The sequence below is a fragment of the Lentzea flava genome, assembly GCF_014648475.1.
Classification (GTDB): domain Bacteria; phylum Actinomycetota; class Actinomycetes; order Mycobacteriales; family Pseudonocardiaceae; genus Lentzea; species Lentzea flava.
In genome coordinates, this window is the sequence record NZ_BMRE01000002.1 from 1 (window position 1) to 20,830 (window position 20,830).

A 20,830-nucleotide genomic window follows, 5' to 3' on the forward strand; every position below is an offset into this window, starting at 1 on the left:
CCGCCTCAGAAATGATCACCAGAGTTGATCAACCCCCACGTGCGGAACGCGGGTCTAGAGCCAGGCCTTCAGGCGGCGCAGGGCCTCCTCGATGTCCTGGGTGGCACCCGCGAAGGACATCCGGACGAAGTGGTGGCCGTCGACCGGGTCGAAGTCGATGCCGGGCACCACCGCGACGCCGGTGTCGTCCAGGAACCGCCGGCAGAAGTCCATCGAGTCGTCCGTCAGGTGCCTGATGTCCGCGTAGACGTAGAACGCGCCGTCGGCCGGTGCGAGCTTGTCGATGCCGAGGTTCGTGAGCCCTTCGAGGAGGAGGTCGCGGTTGGTCTTGTACCGCTTGAGGTGTTCGGCCGTTTCCGCGTAGGAGTCGGGGTGGAACGCCTCCACGGCGGCGTACTGGGCCAGAGCGGGCGGGCAGAGCGTGAAGTTGCCGGTCAGGCAGTCCACGGCCCGGCGCAGTCGTTCCGGCAGCAACATCCAGCCGAGCCGCCAGCCCGTCATCGCGAACGCCTTCGAGAAGGAGTTGACGACGATCGCCTCCCTGGACGTCTCCCAGGCGCAGTGCAGCGGTTCGCCGTAGCTGATGCCGTGGTAGATCTCGTCGCTGACCAGCTGCACGCCGTTGGTCTCGCACCACCGCGCGATCGGACCGACGTCCACCGTGGTGCCGGTGGGATTGGCCGGGCTGGCGACGATCACGCCCTTGAGGCCTTCGTCGAGCATTTCCACGGTGGGCTGGAAACGCGTCTCCGGCCCGCACGGCAGTTCGACGACCTCACATCCCAGCGCCTTCAGGATGTTGCGGTAGGCGGGATAGCCGGGTCGCGCCAGGGCGACCCGGTCACCCGCGTCGAAGGCGGCGAGGAACGCGAGCGTGAACGCGCCGGACGACCCGGTCGTGATCACCACGTCGTCGGCCGTCACGTCGAGGTCGTACTGGCGCCGGTAGTGCCCGGCGATGGCCGCGCGCAGCTCGGGGATCCCCAGCTGCTCGGTGTAGCCCAGCGCGTGCTCGTTCAGGGCCTTGGCTGCCGCCTGGCGGACCGGTGCCGGCGCCGGGCTGGAGGGCTGCCCGGCGGCCAGCAGGATCACGTCGCCGTGCGTCCGCTGCCTTTGTGCGGCAGCGGAGAGCACGTCCATGACGTGGAAGGGCGGTACGTCGGCGCGGGCGGCCACGGTCAGCATGCCGCCAGGCTAACTCGCAGGTCAGTAGCCCTGGTAGCCGCCGCCCTGCGCCATCGCCTTGAGACCGGGGTGTCCCTCGAAGCCGCCGTAGCGCGAGAACGTGTACCGGACACCGGCGATGATGTTGTCGACCGGGTTCCAGATGTCGTCGTGGCCGGGCAGCTTGTGGGCGTTGAACGTCGAGTCGATGCACTGCATCAGACCCTTGGACGGGTGGCCGGCCTGCGCGTTCGAGTCCCAGAGGTTGATGGCGTGCGGGTTGCCGCTCGACTCCTTCTCGATGATCTTCCAGATCTCGTCGATGTTGTCGTCGGTGACCGGGATTCCGTTGGCCTGCAGGATCTTGATGGCCTCGCGGATCCACTCCTCGACGTTGCCGGGAGGAGGGCTGCCCGAGGGCGGGCCGCCGCTGGGGCCGAGGCCGCCACCGCCGCCACCTCCGCCACCTGATGCGCCGCCGCCACCTCCGCCGCCGCCACCACCGCCTTGGTGCTGGGAGGGAGCCGGTTGGTGTTGCTGCTGCTGGGGCGGCGAGTCCGAAGAGGACGTCTTGGTGGAGTCGTCTGGCGGCGGGGTCGGCGCCCACTCGATCGGTTTGCCCGGCGCCGGCGTGAACGACTGCGTGTTCGGGTCCTCGATCGACGAGAACTTCGGCGACAGCGAGCCGGGACGGCCCTTGAGGGAGCCCGCCGCGGCGTTCACGGCGTTCTCCGCCTGGGCGATGACGGGTTTCGCGTCGCTCGTGGCCTCCGCGCAGTAGCTGCGGATGACGCTGTCGACGTCCTCCTGCGGCTGGCCGTGCAGCTGCTGGCGTGCCTGCCGGGCCCTGCTCAGCAGGTTTTCGCAGATGCTGGTCATCGAGGTCTTCGCGGACTCCAACGCGTTCGCGGCCGCCTCCAGGTCGGCCGCGGCGCCGTTGAGCGCGTCGGTCATCGAGGTGCCGCACTTCATGAGGTTGCCCATGTAGGCGACGAAGCCGTCCGCCGACTTGCCCTCCCAGGCACCGTCGAGCTGGCTGACCGACCTCTGCATGGCGTTCGTCTGGTCACCGCACTTGCCCGCCGCCTGCTTCCAGCGGTTCGCGATGTCGCGCACGGCCTGCGGCTGCGCGGTCTCGATCTTGTCAGCGAGCGCGGCCAGCTCGGCCCCGCCGGGCAGCGCCGCGACCTCGTCCATCGCGCTCACGTCACACCGCCCTCATCGCGTTCTTGTTGGCTTCCTCGGTGTCCGCGACGTTGGTCTGGATCGCGTCGAGCGCGGTCTCCACCTTGCGCAGCACCTTCTCGGCCGCCTCGAACTCCTGGCTGCCCGCCTGGTCCATCGCGGTCACCGCGCCCGAGATCGCACCGGATGCGCCGAGTTTCCCGAAAATGTCCGGATTGCCGTACTGATTGGAAAAGCCGTCACCGATCGCACCGAATTGCCCGGCCTGACTGCTCACCGTCGTGCGGCACTGTTCCATGGCTTCGCTGTTGAACTTGGCCACAGCCATGCGCCTACCCCCTAAACGTGTCCACGCCGACCTTAGAACGAATTGCTCCGCACGGCCGGGTGATTGTTAGGACGCAGGCGCCGACTTTGCCGTTCCGCTCAGACCTCTTGCAGAAGCTCCCACACGGCCGCGGCGAGCCGATGGTTGTCCACCGGCGTGATCGTGCACCACTGCCGCCCGTCACTGCTCGGCTTGAGCTGCCGCAGATACCGTCCGTTGTGCGTGTCGTGGAACGAAACCACCCGACCGGCCCGCCGCCCGTTGCGCTGCGCACCGAACTGCCCGCGCGTCGACGTGCCGTCGAGCATCCCGGCGAGCTCCTGCGCATCACCGAGCCGCATCCCCTGCCGCTCCAACGTGGTGATCAACCGCTGCGCGTCCAGCCCGACGTCCTTGGCAGCCTTGACCAACTCGTCGTAGGGCAGGCTGATCGACCGCCCGAACCCGGCGGGCATCTCCCCGGCCACCGACACCGCGGCCTCGGCCAGCGCCGTGCCACGAGCCTCGATCAACCACATCTCGTCCCGATCCTGCACAGCGAGGATCGCCTCGTCCCCGATGGAAGCAGCGAGCCCGCTGATCTGCCGGTCGGCCCAGATCCACAGGTCGATCGAGGTGGTCGCGTTGGCCAGCAGGGCAAACCCATCGGCCAGCTCGGGCACGACCCGGCCGTTGGCGGCCAGGCCGCGCGCCTCCAGCGACTCCCAGGCCCGCTTCACCACCTCGGCCTTCTCGGTGTGGGTGATGGAGGGAATCCGCGTGTCCAGCGCGACGTGCGCGGCCGGGAGGCGCTGCGCCTCCCAGACCACGGCGAACTCCACTGTGGACAAAACCACAGAACCTGGTGAGCTCAAGGGATTACTGGTCCTTCGGGTCTTCGCCGATGACGGACTGCACCACCATGCGTTCGTCGCCGAACACGTCGTCGGAGTCGACACCGTACTTGCGCACGTGCTCGCCGTCCTCCTCGCCCTCACCCTTGGCCGCACCGGCCGCAGGCGACATGAGCGACCCGGCCCCCTTGCCGGGCGCACCACCCTTGGCCGCCGCAGCCCCGGGACGGTTCCCCTCGGGCCCAACGCCAGTAGCGCCACCGGGCGTCATCGTGCCGCCGGGACCCTTGCCCGTCGCGCCAGGACCACCCGGCGCACCGGGCGCACCCGGACCGCCCTTGCCTGCGCCGATCGTGCTCGGCGCACCCTTCGGACCAGCCGGGGCGATGGGGGTCTTCGGGGCCTGGCTCGGGCCGCGGCCGCCGCCGACGACCTGGGCACCGCGTGCCGTGGTCGACGCGCCTGCGAGGCCGGTTGCTGCGGCGCCTGCCGCGGCAATGCCTACCGGGAGGGTGCTCGGGAACGGCTTGGGCAGGCCCGTGCCCGCCGCGATCGGGTTCGGGGTGCCGGGGCCGGGGAGGATGCCCGTCGAGTTGCCCGGGATGTTCGGGGTGGGACCGACCGGGACGCCTGGGGAGCCGGGAGTGCCCGGGGTGCCGGGGAAGCCAGGGCCGCCGGGGATGCCCGGAGGGGTGGCGTGGGGTACGCCCACGGGAGGTCCGACGGGCGTGCTGACGGCACCGCTGGCCACAACGATGTCCGGCGGCGGGTTGGGCGTGCGGAACGAGTCGATCGCGCTTTGACTGTTCTTCGTGTAGCCGTTGAGGCTGTCAATGGCCTGCTGGCGAGCCCGGTTCGTGGCCTCGACCTCAGCCGCGTGGTCGGTCTCGATGCCGATCAGACCAGCGCCCTTGTCAAGCAGGGTCTTCTCGGAGTCCTTGCGCAGCGTCTCCGCGTCGGGTGAGCTGTGTCGCGCCGAGGTGGTGCTCTCACCCTGCCGGGCCATCGCGTCGGAGTTGCCGACCGTCGCCTGGCCCGCGTCCTCGAACCCTTCCGAGGTGACCTTCGTCTGCTGCTGGCCTTGCTCGCCAGCCGCGCCACCCCAGTCGATGCCCAGGGCCTTCAGCTGGGTGCGCAGCTCCTGGTCCACCTCCTGGAGGCTGCCCGCCAGATCGCGGAGGACGTCGGAAGCCTTGGCGAACTGCCGGGCGAGTTCACCGCTGCCGGTCTGGAGTTTGTGGACCTCGTCCGCGAGCTTTTCGTTTGACCAACCGTCGAAGTTCCAGTCAGTGAGCTGTTCACCCGACATAGCTCCCCCTCACTTCAAGGTCTTGAGAGTCTCGACCGCGAGCGCAGCGGCCTTGTTGACCTTGCTGCACATCTGTTCCTGCGAGTCGCCCTTCTCGCTACCAGGCGAATACAGGAAGTGCAGCTGCTGACCTTCTGCAACGTCGACCGCAACGGCGCAGTCGAAGCCTTGAGTACCGGTGAGCGTGATCTGGGCGGCACCGTACCCAGCCACGTCCACGACCTTCACGTCCACGTTTCCGGAACCGCTGAGCCAGAACGGCACACCCTTGTTTGTGATCAGACTGGCCGCGTAGGTGTATTTGAGACCGTTCTCGTAGAAGCAGCCAGGCGCTTCACCGAGGTTTGCCACCTCAAGCTTTCGCGGCACCGTTTCCGCGACCTTCACCTGGTCCATCTGGGCTTGGGTGAGCAACTTGCATGCGTCGACACCATCAAGCTTCAGCTCAGCCGGACGCTTCGGCAGTTCACGAGCCGAGCCCGACGATCCTGAAGTAGGAGAAGCACCCGACGTAGGGTTGGGCTTGCCCTTCTCCCCGCTGCTCGTGCATGCCGTGGCGGCCAACAGCAACGACGCTGCGGCGATGATCTTGAGGGATGCTTTGCTCACTTCATCTTTCCGAACACATTGTTGATCTCGTCGTCAGTGAACCCGTACTGCTTGGCCGATTCCTTCAGCTGCAGGCCCAGATTTTCGAGACTTTCGGCGTACTTCTCGATTCGGCCCACATAGGAATCATCGTCCGTCGTCAAGCGACGATTCCACAAACCTGCGATGTTCTCACTGACTTCACCAGCCGACTTCGCGTCAACGTAAACTCGAAGATTGTGCTGGGCCGAGACCAGCGCACGCCGAAGCTCCTTGGCCTGGTCCTGGATGATCTTGCCAGCCTTGAGGACGTTGTCCTTGTTGACGTGGAAGCTCTGCGTCGACGGGCCCGATGTCAGGCCGTCCAGAAAGGCCGACGCCGACTGGAACGCACTGACCGCAGCCCCGACAACACCCCCGGCCACAGCCCCGACGGCACTGAGAGCGGCATCCGCCCCCGCGCTCTCCTGTGTCACGACGTCCTACCCCCGTACGGTTGGTAACGGTTCGGTCCCGCTTCGCAGGCTACCAACGCCCGCGTAAGACGTACCTGTGGTTGGACGAAGACCACCCCTGGTTGGTTCCACGTCACTCTGAGTTCTGTTCCCGCTGGCAGACCGTGGCAATTCCGGTAGCTTCCGCGAACGGGGAGGAACACTCGACGACCGAAGAAAAGGTGCACCGGACTGATCGTTGTCGTGATCTTTGCGGCGGCGGTGCTGGTTGCCGGAGGTGTCACTGCGGCAATTCTGATCAAGGGCGACAGCAGGCAGGCGACGGAGCAGCCACCCGAACCGGCGGAGGTCAGCGTCATCGCGCGGAAGACCACGCCGGAGATGATCAGGTACAGGAACTTGGCGGTGGTCGACGCCTGCGCCGTCATGCCGGCAACGCTGGGCCAAAGGTCCGCAGGGGCTGACGACGCATGTGCACACCGGCCGCTACCAGAGCGTGCCCAACGCCTGCGACGTGCTGAGCAACAAGCTGTTCCAGGAGATCACGCAGGGCAAGGACTCCGGCGTGGTCGAGGCCGACTACTACGAGCAGGAGTACTTCGACCGGTTCGAGAACGACAAGGGCGAAGTGGGTCACTTCTACTCGAACAAGCAAGAGTGCAGGCGCGTCTCCCCTGAGTGGTTCGGCCAGAAGCGCCGCAACGGCAAGGCGTTGAAGGTCGACCTGACGACCTACCGCGAGGCCGGCATGGCGGCGAAGGACGCAAAGGACTGCAACCCGATCTCGCCCTCTCGCAACATCACCGGAGATGCCGTGATGGCCGAGGAGAAGATCGGAGACTTCGCGGCCTGCAGCTTCCGGGTGGTCAACTCGCCGACGATCTCGTTCGTGGCAGGCCGCACCCAGGTCACGCTCACTGGATACGGCGACTGGGCACCGGACAGTCCGGAGGAGTACGTCAGAGCCTTCACACCGATTGCCCAGCGGGTGGTCAACGAGGTGCACGAGGCGATCGAACAGGGCACAAGAAGTCGGGTGCCGACCGTCCACCCCCAATAGCGTTGGCAACGTGTTGGAGCGACTCAACCAGGCCATGGCCCGCATCGAGGAAGACCTCGGCGGCGAGGTCGACGTCAGGCAGCTCGCGCGGATCGCGGGCACCAGTGAGTACCACCTGCGCAGGATGTTCAGCGCGCTCGCCGGGATTCCGTTGAGCGAGTACGTGCGGCGCCGGCGGCTCACGAAGGCGGCGAGTGAGGTCCTCAGTGGACAGGACTCGTTGCTGGACATCGCCGTCAGGTGGGGTTACGGGTCCAACGAGGCCTTTGCGCGGGCGTTCAAGGCCATGCACGGGGTCGGGCCGCAGGAGGCGCGGGTCAGCAGGACGCCGTTGCGGTCGCAGCAGATTCTCACGTTCAAGCTGATTGTCGAGGGGAGTACGAGCATGGAGTACCGCATCGTCGAGAAGGATGCGTTTCGGGTTGTTGGGCGGGGGACGCGGGTGCCGTTGGTGCACTTGGGGATGAACCCCGCGATCGTGGAGTTCATCAAGGGCATCGGGATGCCGGCGTTGGAGCGGATGAAACAGCTCGGTGACGGGGAGCCGGATGGGCTGGTGGCGCTCACCAGCAACCAGGAGGGCAACGAGGAGGGGGATCACCTCGACTACTTCCACGGTGTCGTGACCAGCAAGGACGCGCCGGAGGACATGGAGGTGATGACCGTGCCGAAGAACACGTGGGCCGTGTTCACGAGCGAGGGGCCCTACCCCGAGACGATTCAGTACATGTGGCGGGACGTTTACACGCAGTGGTTCCCGTCCAACAGCTACCAGAGCGTCGAAGGGCCGTCGATGTTGCGCACGCAGATCGACGGGGACACGGCCAAGGCCGAGTTGTGGATTCCCGTCACCAGCTGAGGGCCAGGCGTTCGATCACGTCTCGCAGTTCCAGCACGGAAAGCCAGGAGTCGGGGATCACGGCAACGCCGTCGCGGGCGCCCAGGATGTTGCCGCAGATCGAGCCCGTCGAGTCGCTGTCGCCTGAATGATTGACGGCGATGCGCACGGCGGTCGGGAAGTCGGGCGCCACCAGGGCCGCGTGCAGGCCGATGGCCAGGGCCTCTTCGCCCACCCAGCCGCCGCCCAGTTCGGATTCGATCTCTTCCGGGGTCAGCGGGCCCAGGCCGACCACCTTGTCCAGCAACGTGGTCTGTTCCTCGTGGCCTTCCCAGCGGACCAGTTCCGCTCGTGCCACGGCCACCGCCGACAGCAGGTCGGTGCCGCCCAGCAACGCCTGCACGATCACCGCCAGGACGCCTGCCGACAGGTAGCCGCTCGGGTGGTGGTGGGTCAGTCGCGCCGTCTCCGCCGCCAACGTGAACACCTCGCGCACGTCGCGGGACCACACGGCGACGGGGGCGGCGCGCATCACGCCGCCGCAGCCCTTCGAGTTGTTCTTCTCGTTGTGCTTCAAGGCGTTGATGCACGTGTGGCCCGGCGCCCGCCGTGAGTGCAGGCGCTGGTCCGCCATCAGCCAGCCGTCGTTTGCGACGAGAGGGCCGCCCTGGGTGTGCAGCCAGCGGCCGTACGCCGCGCGCACGGCCAGCACCGGGTCGATGCCGTGCTGCCGCGCGAGCAGCAGACCCTCCAAAGTGAACAGAACCATCTGGGTGTCGTCGGTGATCTCCAGCTGGGGCAGATCGACGACACCGGCATCCCCGTAGAGCCGGCGGATCACGTCGATCGAGGAGAACTCGATCGGCGCGCCCAGGCCGTCGCCCACGGCCCCGCCGAGAACGCAGCCGAGCAGGCTCACGGCACCGTGATCTTGCCGTCGACCGCCTTCAGGGCGATGTCCGAACGGTGGTGCGAGCCGGTGAGGTGGATGTCCGCGATCTTCTTGTAGGCGCGCTCACGGGCCTTCGCCAGCGACTTGCCCGTGCCCACGACCGACAGCACGCGGCCGCCCGCCGACACCACGGCACCGTCCTCGCGGCGGCGCGTGCCTGCGTGCAGCACGCCCTCGGACTCGGAGCCGGTGATCACGTCACCCGTGCGCGGGCGGCCGGGGTAGCCCTCCGCGGCCACGACCACGGTCACCGCGTAGCCGTTCTCCCACTCCAGAGCGGGCAGCTCGGCGAGCTTCCCGGTGGCCGCGGCCAGGAACAGCGAGGAGATGGGCGACTTCAGCAGTGCCAGAACCGACTGGGTCTCCGGGTCGCCGAAGCGGCAGTTGAACTCGATCACCTGCACGCCGGACGACGTGAGTGCCAGGCCCGCGTACAGCAGACCGACGAACGGCGTCTCGCGCGACCGCAGCTCGTCGACCACGGGCTGCACGCACCGTGAAACGATCTCTTCGACCAGCCCGGAAGGCGCCCACGGCAGCGGAGCGTAAGCACCCATGCCGCCCGTGTTGGGACCATGGTCTCCGTCACCCACGCGCTTGAAGTCCTGCGCCGGGATCAGCGGCACGACGGTCACACCGTCGGTGACGCAGAACAGCGACACCTCGGGACCGTCCAGGAAGGACTCCAGCAGCACCGGGTGCCCGCCGTCGAGCAACGTCATCGCGTGCGCGCGAGCGGCAGCCAGGTCGGAGGTCACGACGACGCCCTTGCCGGCGGCCAGGCCGTCGTCCTTCACGACCCACGTCGGGCCGAAGCGCCCGAGCGCGGCGTCGAGGCGGGCCGGGTTGTCCACGACCTCGCTGTGCGCGGTCGGCACGCCCGCCGCGTTCATGACGTCCTTCGCGAACGCCTTGGAGCCCTCGATGCGAGCGGCCGCGCGGGACGGCCCGAAACAGGGGATTCCCGCAGCTCGGACCGCGTCAGCGGCCCCGACCACCAGCGGTTGTTCGGGGCCGATGACGACGAGGTCGGCCTTCCACTCCTTCGCGAGGGTGGCGACCGCCGAGGCGTCGGCGACGTCCACACCGTAGATCTCGGCGTGCCCCGCGATGCCTGCGTTGCCCGGCGCGCACGCCAGAGCAGTCAGCTGAGGGTCGCGCGACAACGCGAGGACAAGGGCATGCTCACGGGCTCCAGACCCGATGACCAGGACGCGCACGATGCCCCAGCGTAGTTCAGCCGAGCGCCTGCTTCGCTCCAGGGTGCAGCGGGACGGGGTCGGACGCCGCGGCCTTGTCGCGGGAGATGTCCTTCACGGCCGGGTGCACCTTCTCCAGGTCAGCCTTCTTGTCGAAGATCAGCTTGGTCACGGCGCACGCGTTGTTCGCCGCGAAGTCCTCGCGCACGAGCAGCAGGTTCGGTACGACGATCGTCTTGACCTCGGAGACTCCGTACGTCGCAGCCGGGATCGTCCCCGTGTCGTACACCGGGCTGATCTTCTTCATCTCCGGCAGCAGCGGGGTGATGTCGACGAACTTCACCCGGTCCTTCATCGACGTCGTGATGTCGGTGATCTGCGGCGTCGGCAGGCCGCCCGACCAGATGAGGCCGTCGATGCTGCCGTCCTTCATCCCGTCCGCGGTCTTGGTCAGGTCGAGGCGCTGGGCCTGGACGTCGGAGTCGATGTTGAGCCCCGCCGACTTCAGCAGCCTGCCCGCGATCACCTCGGTGCCGGACTTCGGCGACCCGGTCGAGATCCGCTTGCCCTTCATGTCCGCGATCGAGTTGATCCCGGCGTCGGCGCGGACGAGGACCTGCGTGTAGTTCGGGTAGATCCGCGACAGCGCCGCGATCTTCTCCTTCTTGCCGTTGAACGCCCCGGTGCCGTTCACCGCGTCCGCCGCCGTGTCGGCGAGCGAGAACGCGATGTCGTACGTGCCGCCGACGAGCTGCTGGATGTTCTGCACGGACGCGCCCGTCTCCGCGGCGGACGCCTTCAGCTTGGTGTTGTCACTGATCAGCTTCGCGAGGCCGCCGCCGACCACGAAGTAGACGCCACCGGAGTTGCCGGTCGCGATGGTGATCCGGCCGTCGGACGCCTCGCACGACGCACCGCCACCCGACGCGTCCGGCGTCGTGGGCGTGCGCTTGCCGCCACACCCGGAAACCACGAGCGCCAGTGCGATCGCGCCGATCGCGTACTTACGCAGCATCACGAACCCTCCCACGAGTAACCAGGTGGACCGCCACGGCCACCACGAGGAACCCGGCCCCGATGGCGATCGTCAACGGCTGCAGGTAAAGCAGGAACACCGCCGCCGGAACGCACAACACCCGCTCAGGCCAGCGCGCAGGACCGAACAGCCAGCCGCCCGTCAGCACGGCGAGAGCGGCCACACCGAGCGCGGACGCACCGAAGGCCCACACCGAGTCCAGCAACGGCCCGCGCAACAGCAGCGCGGCACCGGAATCAGTGAGCACGAACGCCAGCGGGACGAGGAACGCGGGCAACGTGTACTTCCACGTCTGCCACATCGTCTTCATGACGTCGCCACCGGTCAGGGCGGCAGCAGCCACCGCAGCCAGCGCCGTCGGCGGCGTGACCTCGGACAACACCGCGTAGTAGAAGATGAACATCGCGGTCTCGGCCGGCTCCACGCCCAGCGTGATCAACGCCGGCCCGATGACGACCCACGAGATGATGAACGACGCCGTCACCGGCACGGCCAGACCGAGCACCGACACCGCGACGGCCGCGAACACCGCCGTCAGCATCAGGACCACCGTCTCGGACGAGGACAGCGCCGACGCCAGGTCCACCAACGAGCCCGCAAGCGCTTGCCCCAGACCGGTCTTGGTGATCGTCGACGTGATCACGCCCGCCGCCGCGCACACGGCGATCACCGGCAACGCCGAGCGCACACCGGTCGACAGCGCGTCGGCCACCAGCCGGAACCAGTCCCGCCGGTGGTTGATCAACGCGAACAGCGCCGCCACGCCCGTCGCGTACACGACGGCCTTGTAGACGGGGATGTCGAGCGCCAGGAAGACGATGATGATCCCGAGCGACAGGAAGTGGTACCAGCCGAGCTTCAGCACATCGGAGAACCGCGGCGCGTCGACGTCGACCGGCTTCGCTCCGAACCGCCGCGCGTCCGCCTCCACCGCCAGCGCGATGCCCAGGTAGTAGAGCAACGTCGGGATGATCGCCCAGATCAGCACCGACAGGTACGACACCTGCAGGTACTCCGCGATGATGAACGCGGCGGCACCCAGCGTCGGCGGCGACAGGATCGCGCCGATGCCCGAGGCCGCGAGCAGCCCGCCCGCGTTCTCCTTGGGATATCCGGCCTTCTTCAGCATCGGCCACGTCACCGCGCCCAGCGACACGGTCGTCGCGGTGCCCGACCCGGACACGGTGCCCAGCAGGAACCCGGCGGTCGCCGCGGTGCGGCCGGGTGCCGTCCGCGACTTGCGGAAGGCCGCGAAGCTGATGTCGACGAAGAACTTCCCGGCACCGGAGGCGTTCAGGACCGCGCCGTAGATCGTGAACAGCACGATGTAGGTCGCCGCGACGTCCAACGGCGTGCCGTAGAACCCGCTGGCGTCGTTGAAGAACCCGTTGATGATCTGGTTGAAGTCGACGCCGGAGTGCGCGATCGACCACGACGGCGGCAGGAACCCGCCGTAGTAGGCATAGGCGACGAACGCCAGACACACCACCGGCAGCACCCATCCGGTCGTGCGGCGGCACGCCTCCAGGATCAGCACGAGCAGCACGGCACCTGCCGCCACGTCCAACGACGTGAGCTGCCCCTGCCGGTTCAGGAACTCGTCAAAGCCCCCGAACAGCGGATACGCGCCGGCCACGAAGGCCAGCGCCGCCAGCACCCAGTCGACGATCTTCGGCGAGTGCCCGCGGCCGTACGACAGGAAGACCAGCGGCAGCGTCACCGCCAGGAAGATCACCAGGTAGTACTGGCTCCCCTTGGCGAACGGGAAGAACACCTGCTTGAGCACCAACAGGGCGATCAGCAGGCCGGCGATCCACAGCGCCCGCTCCCACCTGGGTGAGAGCGACCGCGAGGGCATCTCCTCGTCGTGCTCCGCGACGATGCGGGCGAGGTCCGGGTTGGCCACGCTCGCACCGTACTGTGGGGCCGATCACAACGTCAGACGATCAATCCAAAGGAATTGCAAAGACTCACACCACAGCACTGTCCACATAGCACCAGCGCCAGTCCTCGCCCGGCTCGAACGAGCGCATGACCGGATGCTGGGACGCGGTGTAGTGCTTGGTCGCGTGCTTGCCGGGGCTCGAGTCGCAGCACGCCACGTGCCCGCAGGAAAGGCACATCCGCAGGTGAGCCCAGTTGTGCTCACCCAGAGCGAGACAGTCGACACAGCCCTCGGTCGACTCCGGCGCCACCGACTGGGGCAGCGCTCCCACGTGCGAACAGGTCATGGTCTCCATCTTTACGCAGAATGAGCGCATGCACGGGCCTGAACTTCTGCTGCTGTTGCTCGGGGCGCTGGTCGTCACCTCCATCGCCCGCCGGCTGAACTGGTCGGCGCCACTGGTGCTGGTCGCGGTCGGGCTCGTGGTCTCGTTCATCCCCGGCGTGCCGGAGTTCGAGCTCGATCCGCACCTGATCCTGGTGCTGGTCCTGCCACCGCTGCTCTACAGCGCCGCGCTGGACAGCTCGTACCTGAACATCCGCGCGAACCTGCGGCCCATCGGCCTGCTCGCGGTCGGGCTGGTGCTGTTCACGACGTTCGTCGTCGGCATCACCGCCAAGCTCGTCTTCCCGGACCTGCCGTTCGCCGCCGCGCTCGTGCTCGGCGCGGTGGTCGCCCCGCCGGACGCCGTCGCCGCTGTCGCGATCGGTCGCAAGCTCGGCCTGCAACGCCGGGCGATGACGCTGCTGGTCGGCGAGAGCCTGATCAACGACGCCACGGCGCTGACGGCGTTCAAGGTCGCCGTGGCGGCCGCGGCGGGAGCGGCCATGCACCCCGTCAAGGGGGTCGGGCTGTTCCTGCTCGTCACGGCTGGGGGCATCGCGATCGGCCTGGTCGTGGGCGTGGTGGTCAGGTTCCTGCGCAAACGGCTCTGCGAGGGTGTGCTGGAGAGCGCGCTGGGTCTGCTCGTGCCGTTCGGCGCCTACCTGCTCGCGGAGGAGGCCGCCCACGTCTCCGGGGTGCTCGCGGTCGTGGTCGCGGGCCTCTACGTCGGCCACCACTCGCCGCGCGGCACCTACACGACCCGGCTGCAGGACGCGGCGGTGTGGCGGTCGGTGGACGTGCTGCTGGAGTCGTTCGTCTTCGCGCTCATCGGCCTGCAGGTGTCGGCAATCATCAGCGACGTCGACCTGAACGCCGGGCTGTTGCTCGGCGCGGGAGCCGTGCTGCTGGCCACGATCCTCGCGCGGTTCGTCTGGATGTACCCCGCCTCTTACGTGCCGATGTACCTGTCCAAACGCCTGCGCGAACGCGAGCGGTGGCCGCACCTCGGCCAGGTCACCGTGATCGCGTGGGCCGGTATGCGCGGCGTGGTGACGCTCGCCGCGGCGGCCGCGATCCCGCCGGACGTTCCCGGCCGGGACATCATCCTGTTCTGCGCGTTCGTGGTCACCGTCTCAACGTTGCTGTTGCAGGGCACGACGTTGCCGTGGGTGATCAACAAGATCGGCTTCGAGGGTGACGACGCCCGCAAGGACGCGCTGGCCGAGGCCCAGATCCAGCACCGGGCCGCACAGGCGGCGGTGACCAGGCTGGACGAGGAGATCGAGGACGTGCCCGACCACGTCCGCGACCAGCTGCGGGCTCTCGCCGAACACCGGGGCAACGCCGCGTGGGAACGGCTCGGCCGCCAGGAGGAGGAGAGCCCGGCCGCCGCGTACCGCAGGCTGCGCAGGGTGATGCTGAGCGCGGAGCGTGACGAGTTCATCAAGGCCAGGGACGCCGGCGAGATCGACGACGAGGTGCTGTTCCGCGTGCTGCGGGAGCTGGACCTGGAGGAAGCCGCACTCTCTCGTGAATAACCGTTCACCTGCATTTCGTGTTGCGATGCTTGGGTGCGCTCTCAACCGAAATGGGAGGTCGAACGATGTACCCCAGAAGAATCCGGACCCGTGGTCTTGCCGCCGCGGTCCTCGTCTTCGCGGGCGCGGTGGTGGCATCCCTGCCCTCCGCGTCGGCACACGACGACAAGGGGCCCATCGTCATCGGGCACCGCGGTGCGTCGGCGTACCGGCCAGAACACACGCTGGCGTCCTACGAACTCGCTGCCCGCATGGGCGCGGACTTCGTCGAGCCGGACCTGGTGTCCACAAAGGACGGCCAGCTGGTGGCCAGGCACGAGAACGAGATCGGCGGCACCACCGACGTGTCGACCAGGTCGCAGTTTGCCGATCGCAAGAAGACCAAGGTCATCGACGGCACGTCGATCACCGGCTGGTTCACCGAGGACTTCACCCTGGCCGAGCTGAAGACGTTGCGCGCGAAGGAACGCATCCCGGCGATCCGCTCGCGCAACACCCTCTACGACGGCCGCTTCGAGGTGCCGACGCTGCAGGAGGTCATCGACCTCACCAGGCGCCTGTCCCGCGAGCTGCACCGCGAGATCGGCATCTACCCCGAGACCAAGCACCCGACGTACTTCAAGACCATCGGTCTCCCGCTGGAGCCGAAGCTCGTCGACGTGCTCAACCGCAACGGCCTCAACCGGCGCAACGCCAAGGTGTTCGTGCAGTCGTTCGAGGTCGCGAACCTCAAGGAGCTGAACAAGTCGCTGCGGGTGCCGCTGGTTCAGCTCGTCAACGGCTCCGGCGCGCCCTATGACTTCGTCGTGGCCGGTGACAAGCGCACCTACGCCGACCTGGTGACCCCGGCCGGTCTGCGTGAGATCCGGTCGTACGCGGACGGCGTCGGCCTGACCAAGGACCTGATCATCCCGCGCGACTCCAACGGCTTCCTCAAGCAGCCGACGACGGTCGTCAAGGACGCGCACAAGGCCGGCCTGATCGTGCACGCGTGGACGTTCCGCAACGAGAACTCGTTCCTGCCAGCCGACTTCAGGTCCTCGACCGACCCGGCCGCGTACGGCCGGGCCTTCGAGGAGTACGACCTGTTCTTCAAGACGGGGCTCGACGGCCTGTTCGCCGACAACCCCGACACGGCCGTCGAGGCCAAGGTCAAGCGCTAGCCAGTGCGAGCGTGCGGTCCCCGTCGAGCAACCCGCGTTGCTTCAGCAGGGGCCGCACGCCCTCGCCGAACCAGTACGCCTCCTCCAGGTGCGGGTAGCCGGAGAGGACGAACTCGCTGATGCCGATGGAGTGGTACTCCTCGATGAGATCGGCGACCTCCGAGTGCGATCCGACGAGCGCGGTTCCCGCGCCACCGCGCACCAGTCCGACACCGGCCCACAGGTTCGGGTAGATCTCCAGGCCTCGCACCCCGCGGCCGAGATCACCACCGTGCAGCGCCAGCATCCGTTGCTGGCCAACGGATTCCGACGTCCGCAGCTGCTCCTGCGCCTTCGCCACCGCGGCCGGGTCCAGCGCGTCGAGCAACCGCGAAGCCGCCGCCCACGCTTCCGCCGACGTGTCGCGGCTGATCGTGTGCAGCCGGATGCCGAACCGGATGGGCCGGTCCGTCAACGCACGGACCCGCTCGATCTTCGCGGCGACGTCGGCCGGCGGTTCTCCCCAGGTCAGGTACACGTCCGCGTTGCGCGCAGCCACCGGCAGAGCGGCGTCGGACGAGCCACCGAAATAGATCGGTGGCACCGGATCCGGCGCGGCCAGCACTGTCGCGTCCTGCACCCGGTAGTGCTCGCCCTGGAACGAGTACGGCTGCCCGGTCCAGACTCCGCGCACGATCTGGAGGAACTCGTCGGTGCGCGAGTACCGCTGGTCGTGGTCGAGCCAGTCGCCGAACCGTTGCTGCTCAACGGAATCACCACCGGTCACGACGTTCAGCAGCAGCCGTCCGCGGGAAATGCGCTGGTACGTCGAGGCCATCTGCGCGGCGAGCGTCGGTGACAGCACGCCCGGCCGGAACGCCACCAGGAACTTCAGGCGGGACGTCAGCCCGATCAACGCGGCCGTCGTCAGCCACGCGTCCTCGCACCACGTCCCGGTCGGCGTGAGCACGCCGGTGAACCCGACCTGCTCGGCCGTGCGGGCGATCTGCGCCAGGTAGTCGATGTCCGGCTCACGCCGTGCCCCGGCGGCAGGTGCCCGTTGCGCGTGGAAGTGCTCCACGACCGTGCGCCCGTCCCCGGACGTCGGCAGGAACCAGTGCAGCGTGACGCTCATGCGAGATCTCCCTGGAACCTCGTGTCGACGAACTTCGCGAAGTCGACCTTGCCCGGCAACGTCTTGTCCTCGGTGAACGCGTCCGCGAGCTCCTGCTCTGACCTGATCAGCGTGTCGTCGATCTTCACCGGCAGGTCGCCGTTGCGGTTCACGGCGGCGAGCGCGACCTCGTACTTGAGCCCCGTCTCGGCGGCCCACGCCTTCGCCCACTCCTCGCGGTGCGTGTCGGCCCACTTCTGCGCCTTGTAGTAGCGGACCAGGTACTCCTTCAGCGCCGGGTTCTTACCCTTGTCGTCCAACGCCTTGCGACCGGCGACCTGGAAGCCGTACCCGTTCGCCCTGCCCTCACCGGTGGTGAGCACGCGTGCCTTGGTCTCCTGCTGCGCCTGCGCGGTGTAGGGGTCCCAGATCGCCCACGCGTCGACCTTGCCCTGGGTGAACGCGCCGTACGCGTCGGACGGCTGGAGGAAGTTCAGCGTGACGTCCTTGGTCGACAAACCGTTGGCGCGCAACGTGAGCAGCACCTGGCCGTGTGCCGAGCTGCCCTTGGCCACCGCGATGTTCCTGCCCTTGAGATCGGCGGCGGACTTCAGCGGCGAGTTCTCCGGCACGAGGATCGCGTCGGCCTCGACGTCGCCCTTCGACGCGCCGACGGCGGCGATCTTGGCGTTCGCGGCGGCCGCGAAGATCGGCGGCGTGTTGCCGACACCACCGATGTCGATCGCGCCTGCGGAGGCGGCCTCCAGCAGGGGCGGTCCGGAGGTGAAGGTCGACCACTCGATCTTGTACGGGAAGTCGTTGAGCAGACCGGCGGCCGTGAGCAGCGCCTTCGCCCCGCCCTTCTGGTCGCCGACCTTCAGCACGACCTCACCGGCCGGGGTGTCTTGTGCGGCCGCCGAGCACCCGGTCGTGAACAGAATCGCGGCGAGCAGGCTAAGCAGCTGTTTCAACATCCACTCCCAGGTCGGCGAGCACGCGGGTGCGTTGCTCCACAACGGAAGCCCGGCGGCGCGGGCGGGGCAGGTCGACGTGGTGCGTGGCGACGATCCGGCCTTCGTCGAGCACGAGGATCCGATCGGCCAGCAGCAACGCCTCGTCGACGTCGTGCGTCACGAGCAGCACAGCGGGCCGGTGCCTGGCCCACAGGTCCTCCACCAGGTGGTGCATGGCGAGGCGGGTCAACGCGTCCAGCGCGCCGAACGGTTCGTCCAGCAGCAACACATCGGGTTCGCGGACCAGCGCCCGCGCGAGCGAGACCCGTTGCGCCTCACCGCCGGACAGCGTCAGCGGCCACGCGTCGGCGTGATCGGGCAACCGCACCTCTTGCAGCGCTTTCAGGGCGATCGAGCGGCCATCCGGTTTGTGCAGGCCCAGAGCGATGTTGCGCCACACCTTGCGCCACGGCAGCAGACGCGGCTGCTGGAACGCGATCGACACCGCACCGGAGACGCGCGCCTCCCCGTCGATCTCGCGATCGAGGCCCGCCAGGATCCGCAGCAACGTCGACTTGCCGCAGCCGCTGCGCCCGAGCAGCGCCACGAACTCGCCGGGCGCGATCTCCAGGTCGATTCCGTCCAGCACGGTTCGTGCGCCGAAAGCCTTGCGCAGACCGCGAAGGCTCACCGGGTTCGCCATCGCAGGACCCTCCTCTCCAGCAACCGCACCAGCGCGTCGGTGGTCAGGCCGAGCAGCGCGTAGACCACGAGGCCGACGACCACGACGTCGGTGCGGAGGAACTCGCGGGCGTTGTTGATCAGGAAGCCGAGGCCGGCGTCGGCGTTGATCTGCTCGCCGACGATCAGCGACAACCAGGCCGTGCCGAGCGCGATCCGCAGTCCCACCAGGGTTTGCGGCACCGCGGACGGCAGCACGACGTGCACGATCCGTTCGATCCGGCTGTAGCCCAGGACTTTCGCGGCCTCGACCAGGCCGGGATCGGTCTGCCGGATGCCCGCGTGCAGGTTGAGGTACAGCGGGAACGCCACGCCGGCGGCGACGAGCGCGAGCTTGGGCTCCTCACCGATGCCGAACCAGAGGATGAACAGCGGGATCAGGCCGAGGTGCGGCAACGTCCGCAACATCTGGACCGGCGGATCCAGCAACGTCTCGCCCCACCGGGAAAGACCGGAAACCAGGCCCAGCGCGACACCGATGATGCCGCCGATGAGAAATCCGAAGAAAACGCGGCCCAGTGAAACGACGAATGCGTCCGCTAATTGGCCGTCCGCGATCAGCTCACCGGCCGACTGCGCGACGGTCAGCGGCGAGGCCAGTTTCTCGGGCGGCAGCACACCCGTTGAGCTGGCCAGTTGCCACAGAAGAACCAGCGCGACAGGGCTGATCCAGCGCACCTGCAGCGCGGGTTTTCGAGCAAGAGAAAGGGCCACGGCCCGAATTACAGGCGAGCCGTGTCCCTTCGTCAACGACGCCCAAATCGTGAAAAAGCGTCGTACCTGGAGATAATCGGTGCCGCGATCTTTTCTAGGCGAGGACGTCGTGGCGGACGATCGTCTGGTCGCGGCCGGGGCCGACACCGATCGCCGACACGCGGGCGCCGATGATGCTCTCCAGGTACTCGACGTAGGCCTTGGCGTTGGCCGGCAGCTCGTCGAACGAGCGGCAGTGCGAGATGTCCTCGAACCAGCCCTGCAGCTCCTCGTACACCGGCACGGCGTGGTGCACGTCGGTCTGCGTCATCGGCATCTCGTCGACGCGGCGACCGTCCACTTCGTACGCGACGCAGACGGGCACCTTCTCCAGGCCGGACAACACGTCGAGCTTGGTGAGGAAGTAGTCGGTGATGCCGTTGACGCGCGAGGCGTACCGGGCGATCACGGCGTCGAACCAGCCGGTGCGGCGCGAACGCCCGGTGGTGACACCGAACTCACCGCCCTGCTTGCGCAGGTACTCGCCCTGGTCGTCGTGGAGCTCGGTCGGGAACGGACCGGAGCCCACGCGGGTCGTGTAGGCCTTCAGGATGCCGATCACGGTGCTGATGCGGGTCGGCCCGACACCGGAGCCGACCGTCGCGCCACCCGAGGTCGGGTTGGACGACGTGACGAACGGGTAGGTGCCGTGGTCGACGTCGAGCAGGGTGCCCTGCGAGCCCTCGAGCACCACGATCTCGTCGCGGTCGAGCGCCTGGTTGAGCAGCAGCCGGGTGTCCGCGATGCGGTGCACGAAGTGCTGACCGCGCTCCAGCACCTGGTCGACGACCTGGTCGGGGTCGAGCGCCTTGCGGTTGTAGACCTTGACCAGCACCTGGTTCTTGAAGTCGAGCGCGGCCTCGACCTTCTGCCGGAGGATCTTCTCGTCCAGCAGGTCCTGCACGCGCACGCCGACGCGGGCGAGCTTGTCCTGGTAGGCGGGCCCGATGCCGCGGCCGGTGGTGCCGATCTTCGCCTTGCCCAGGTAGCGCTCGGTCACCTTGTCGATGGCCACGTGGTACGGCATGATCAAGTGCGCGTCCGACGAGATCAGCAGGCCGCTGGTGTCGACGCCCTTCTCCTCCAGCCCCGCGAGCTCCTCGAGCAGCACGCCGGGGTCGACCACGACACCGTTGCCGATGACGTTCTTCACACCGGGCGTGAGGATGCCGGACGGGATGAGGTGCAGGGCGAACTTCTGGCCGTCCGGAAGGACCACGGTGTGACCCGCGTTGTTGCCACCCTGGTAGCGGACGATCCACTGGACACGCTCACCGAGGATGTCGGTGGCCTTGCCCTTGCCCTCATCGCCCCACTGGGCACCGATCAGCACGACGGCCGGCATGTGAAACTCCAAGCGCTTGGACTGGTTC

At 68.0% G+C, this 20,830-nt stretch carries 22 protein-coding genes; 4 read left to right on the forward strand and 18 right to left on the reverse strand.

What is annotated here, in order from left to right; translation table 11 throughout:
* Positions 1-54: 54 nt before the first annotated feature.
* The 8 genes from IEZ09_RS04125 to IEZ09_RS04160 form a co-directional block, all read right to left on the reverse strand.
* Positions 55-1,185 carry a pyridoxal phosphate-dependent aminotransferase gene (locus IEZ09_RS04125; RefSeq protein ID WP_189252223.1) on the reverse strand — a complete coding sequence of 377 codons (1,131 nt, stop codon included), beginning with the start codon at positions 1,183-1,185 and terminating at the stop codon, positions 55-57.
* 21 nt (positions 1,186-1,206) lie between these two features.
* Positions 1,207-2,370: a WXG100 family type VII secretion target gene (locus tag IEZ09_RS04130; protein WP_229812236.1), complete on the reverse strand. Its 1,164-nt coding sequence runs from the start codon at positions 2,368-2,370 to the stop codon at positions 1,207-1,209.
* A gap of 1 nt (position 2,371) precedes the next feature.
* Entirely contained in the window at positions 2,372-2,677 is a 306-nt protein-coding gene (locus tag IEZ09_RS04135; RefSeq protein ID WP_204764844.1) for a hypothetical protein, read from the reverse strand.
* 98 nt (positions 2,678-2,775) lie between these two features.
* On the reverse strand, positions 2,776-3,513 hold the full coding sequence (locus tag IEZ09_RS04140; RefSeq protein ID WP_229812237.1) for an ESX secretion-associated protein EspG: 738 nt from the start codon (positions 3,511-3,513) through the stop codon (positions 2,776-2,778).
* Between the two features lie 22 nt (positions 3,514-3,535).
* A complete protein-coding gene (locus IEZ09_RS04145) occupies positions 3,536-4,819 on the reverse strand; it encodes a hypothetical protein (RefSeq protein ID WP_189252227.1) in 1,284 nt (427 codons plus the stop codon).
* Between the two features lie 9 nt (positions 4,820-4,828).
* Positions 4,829-5,428: a DUF3558 domain-containing protein gene (locus IEZ09_RS04150; RefSeq protein WP_189252228.1), complete on the reverse strand. Its 600-nt coding sequence runs from the start codon at positions 5,426-5,428 to the stop codon at positions 4,829-4,831.
* On the reverse strand, positions 5,425-5,883 hold the full coding sequence (locus tag IEZ09_RS04155; protein ID WP_189252229.1) for a hypothetical protein: 459 nt from the start codon (positions 5,881-5,883) through the stop codon (positions 5,425-5,427). Before IEZ09_RS04155 ends, IEZ09_RS04150 begins: the two co-directional genes overlap by 4 nt.
* On the reverse strand, positions 5,880-6,290 hold the full coding sequence (locus tag IEZ09_RS04160) for a hypothetical protein (RefSeq protein ID WP_189252230.1): 411 nt from the start codon (positions 6,288-6,290) through the stop codon (positions 5,880-5,882). Before IEZ09_RS04160 ends, IEZ09_RS04155 begins: the two co-directional genes overlap by 4 nt.
* A gap of 44 nt (positions 6,291-6,334) precedes the next feature.
* Here IEZ09_RS04160 and IEZ09_RS04165 point away from each other — a divergent pair, with 44 nt between their 5' ends.
* The gene (locus tag IEZ09_RS04165) at positions 6,335-6,922 is read left to right on the forward strand and encodes a hypothetical protein (protein WP_189252231.1); all 588 of its coding nucleotides are present in this window, start codon (positions 6,335-6,337) and stop codon (positions 6,920-6,922) included.
* Positions 6,923-6,932: 10 nt separating this feature from the next.
* Positions 6,933-7,781 carry an AraC family transcriptional regulator gene (locus IEZ09_RS04170; protein ID WP_189252232.1) on the forward strand — a complete coding sequence of 283 codons (849 nt, stop codon included), beginning with the start codon at positions 6,933-6,935 and terminating at the stop codon, positions 7,779-7,781.
* On the opposite strand, the gene IEZ09_RS04175 is transcribed toward IEZ09_RS04170, so the two are convergent.
* From IEZ09_RS04175 to IEZ09_RS04195, 5 genes are all read right to left on the reverse strand, one after another.
* Positions 7,771-8,679, reverse strand: coding sequence for an ADP-ribosylglycohydrolase family protein (locus IEZ09_RS04175; RefSeq protein ID WP_189252233.1), 909 nt, complete (start codon positions 8,677-8,679; stop codon positions 7,771-7,773). The genes IEZ09_RS04170 and IEZ09_RS04175 overlap by 11 nt on opposite strands.
* On the reverse strand, positions 8,676-9,932 hold the full coding sequence (gene purD, locus IEZ09_RS04180; RefSeq protein WP_189252234.1) for a phosphoribosylamine--glycine ligase: 1,257 nt from the start codon (positions 9,930-9,932) through the stop codon (positions 8,676-8,678). Before purD ends, IEZ09_RS04175 begins: the two co-directional genes overlap by 4 nt.
* Positions 9,933-9,948: 16 nt before the next feature.
* The gene (locus IEZ09_RS04185; protein ID WP_189252645.1) at positions 9,949-10,926 is read right to left on the reverse strand and encodes a TAXI family TRAP transporter solute-binding subunit; all 978 of its coding nucleotides are present in this window, start codon (positions 10,924-10,926) and stop codon (positions 9,949-9,951) included.
* Positions 10,916-12,805 carry a TRAP transporter permease gene (locus IEZ09_RS04190; protein ID WP_189252646.1) on the reverse strand — a complete coding sequence of 630 codons (1,890 nt, stop codon included), beginning with the start codon at positions 12,803-12,805 and terminating at the stop codon, positions 10,916-10,918. Before IEZ09_RS04190 ends, IEZ09_RS04185 begins: the two co-directional genes overlap by 11 nt.
* Positions 12,806-12,917: 112 nt before the next feature.
* Entirely contained in the window at positions 12,918-13,178 is a 261-nt protein-coding gene (locus IEZ09_RS04195) for a UBP-type zinc finger domain-containing protein (protein ID WP_189252647.1), read from the reverse strand.
* Between the two features lie 28 nt (positions 13,179-13,206).
* On the opposite strand from IEZ09_RS04195, the gene IEZ09_RS04200 reads away from it, so the two are divergent.
* A complete protein-coding gene (locus IEZ09_RS04200; protein ID WP_189252235.1) occupies positions 13,207-14,754 on the forward strand; it encodes a Na+/H+ antiporter in 1,548 nt (515 codons plus the stop codon).
* A gap of 65 nt (positions 14,755-14,819) precedes the next feature.
* On the forward strand, positions 14,820-15,917 hold the full coding sequence (locus tag IEZ09_RS04205; RefSeq protein WP_189252236.1) for a glycerophosphodiester phosphodiesterase: 1,098 nt from the start codon (positions 14,820-14,822) through the stop codon (positions 15,915-15,917).
* On the opposite strand, the gene IEZ09_RS04210 is transcribed toward IEZ09_RS04205, so the two are convergent.
* The 5 genes from IEZ09_RS04210 to IEZ09_RS04230 form a co-directional block, all read right to left on the reverse strand.
* Positions 15,907-17,031, reverse strand: a complete 1,125-nt coding sequence (locus tag IEZ09_RS04210; RefSeq protein WP_189252237.1) for an LLM class flavin-dependent oxidoreductase — start codon at positions 17,029-17,031, stop codon at positions 15,907-15,909. The two genes, IEZ09_RS04205 and IEZ09_RS04210, sit on opposite strands and share 11 nt — an antisense overlap.
* A complete protein-coding gene (locus IEZ09_RS04215) occupies positions 17,028-17,981 on the reverse strand; it encodes an ABC transporter substrate-binding protein (protein WP_370467631.1) in 954 nt (317 codons plus the stop codon). The genes IEZ09_RS04210 and IEZ09_RS04215 overlap by 4 nt, the downstream gene beginning before the upstream one ends.
* Positions 17,965-18,666 carry an ABC transporter ATP-binding protein gene (locus IEZ09_RS04220; protein ID WP_189252239.1) on the reverse strand — a complete coding sequence of 234 codons (702 nt, stop codon included), beginning with the start codon at positions 18,664-18,666 and terminating at the stop codon, positions 17,965-17,967. Before IEZ09_RS04220 ends, IEZ09_RS04215 begins: the two co-directional genes overlap by 17 nt.
* A complete protein-coding gene (locus IEZ09_RS04225) occupies positions 18,651-19,418 on the reverse strand; it encodes an ABC transporter permease (protein ID WP_229812238.1) in 768 nt (255 codons plus the stop codon). Before IEZ09_RS04225 ends, IEZ09_RS04220 begins: the two co-directional genes overlap by 16 nt.
* A 94-nt stretch (positions 19,419-19,512) precedes the next feature.
* Positions 19,513-20,802 (reverse strand): adenylosuccinate synthase, encoded by a 1,290-nt coding sequence (locus tag IEZ09_RS04230; RefSeq protein ID WP_189252240.1) that lies wholly within the window; start codon positions 20,800-20,802, stop codon positions 19,513-19,515.
* Positions 20,803-20,830 lie beyond the last annotated feature (28 nt).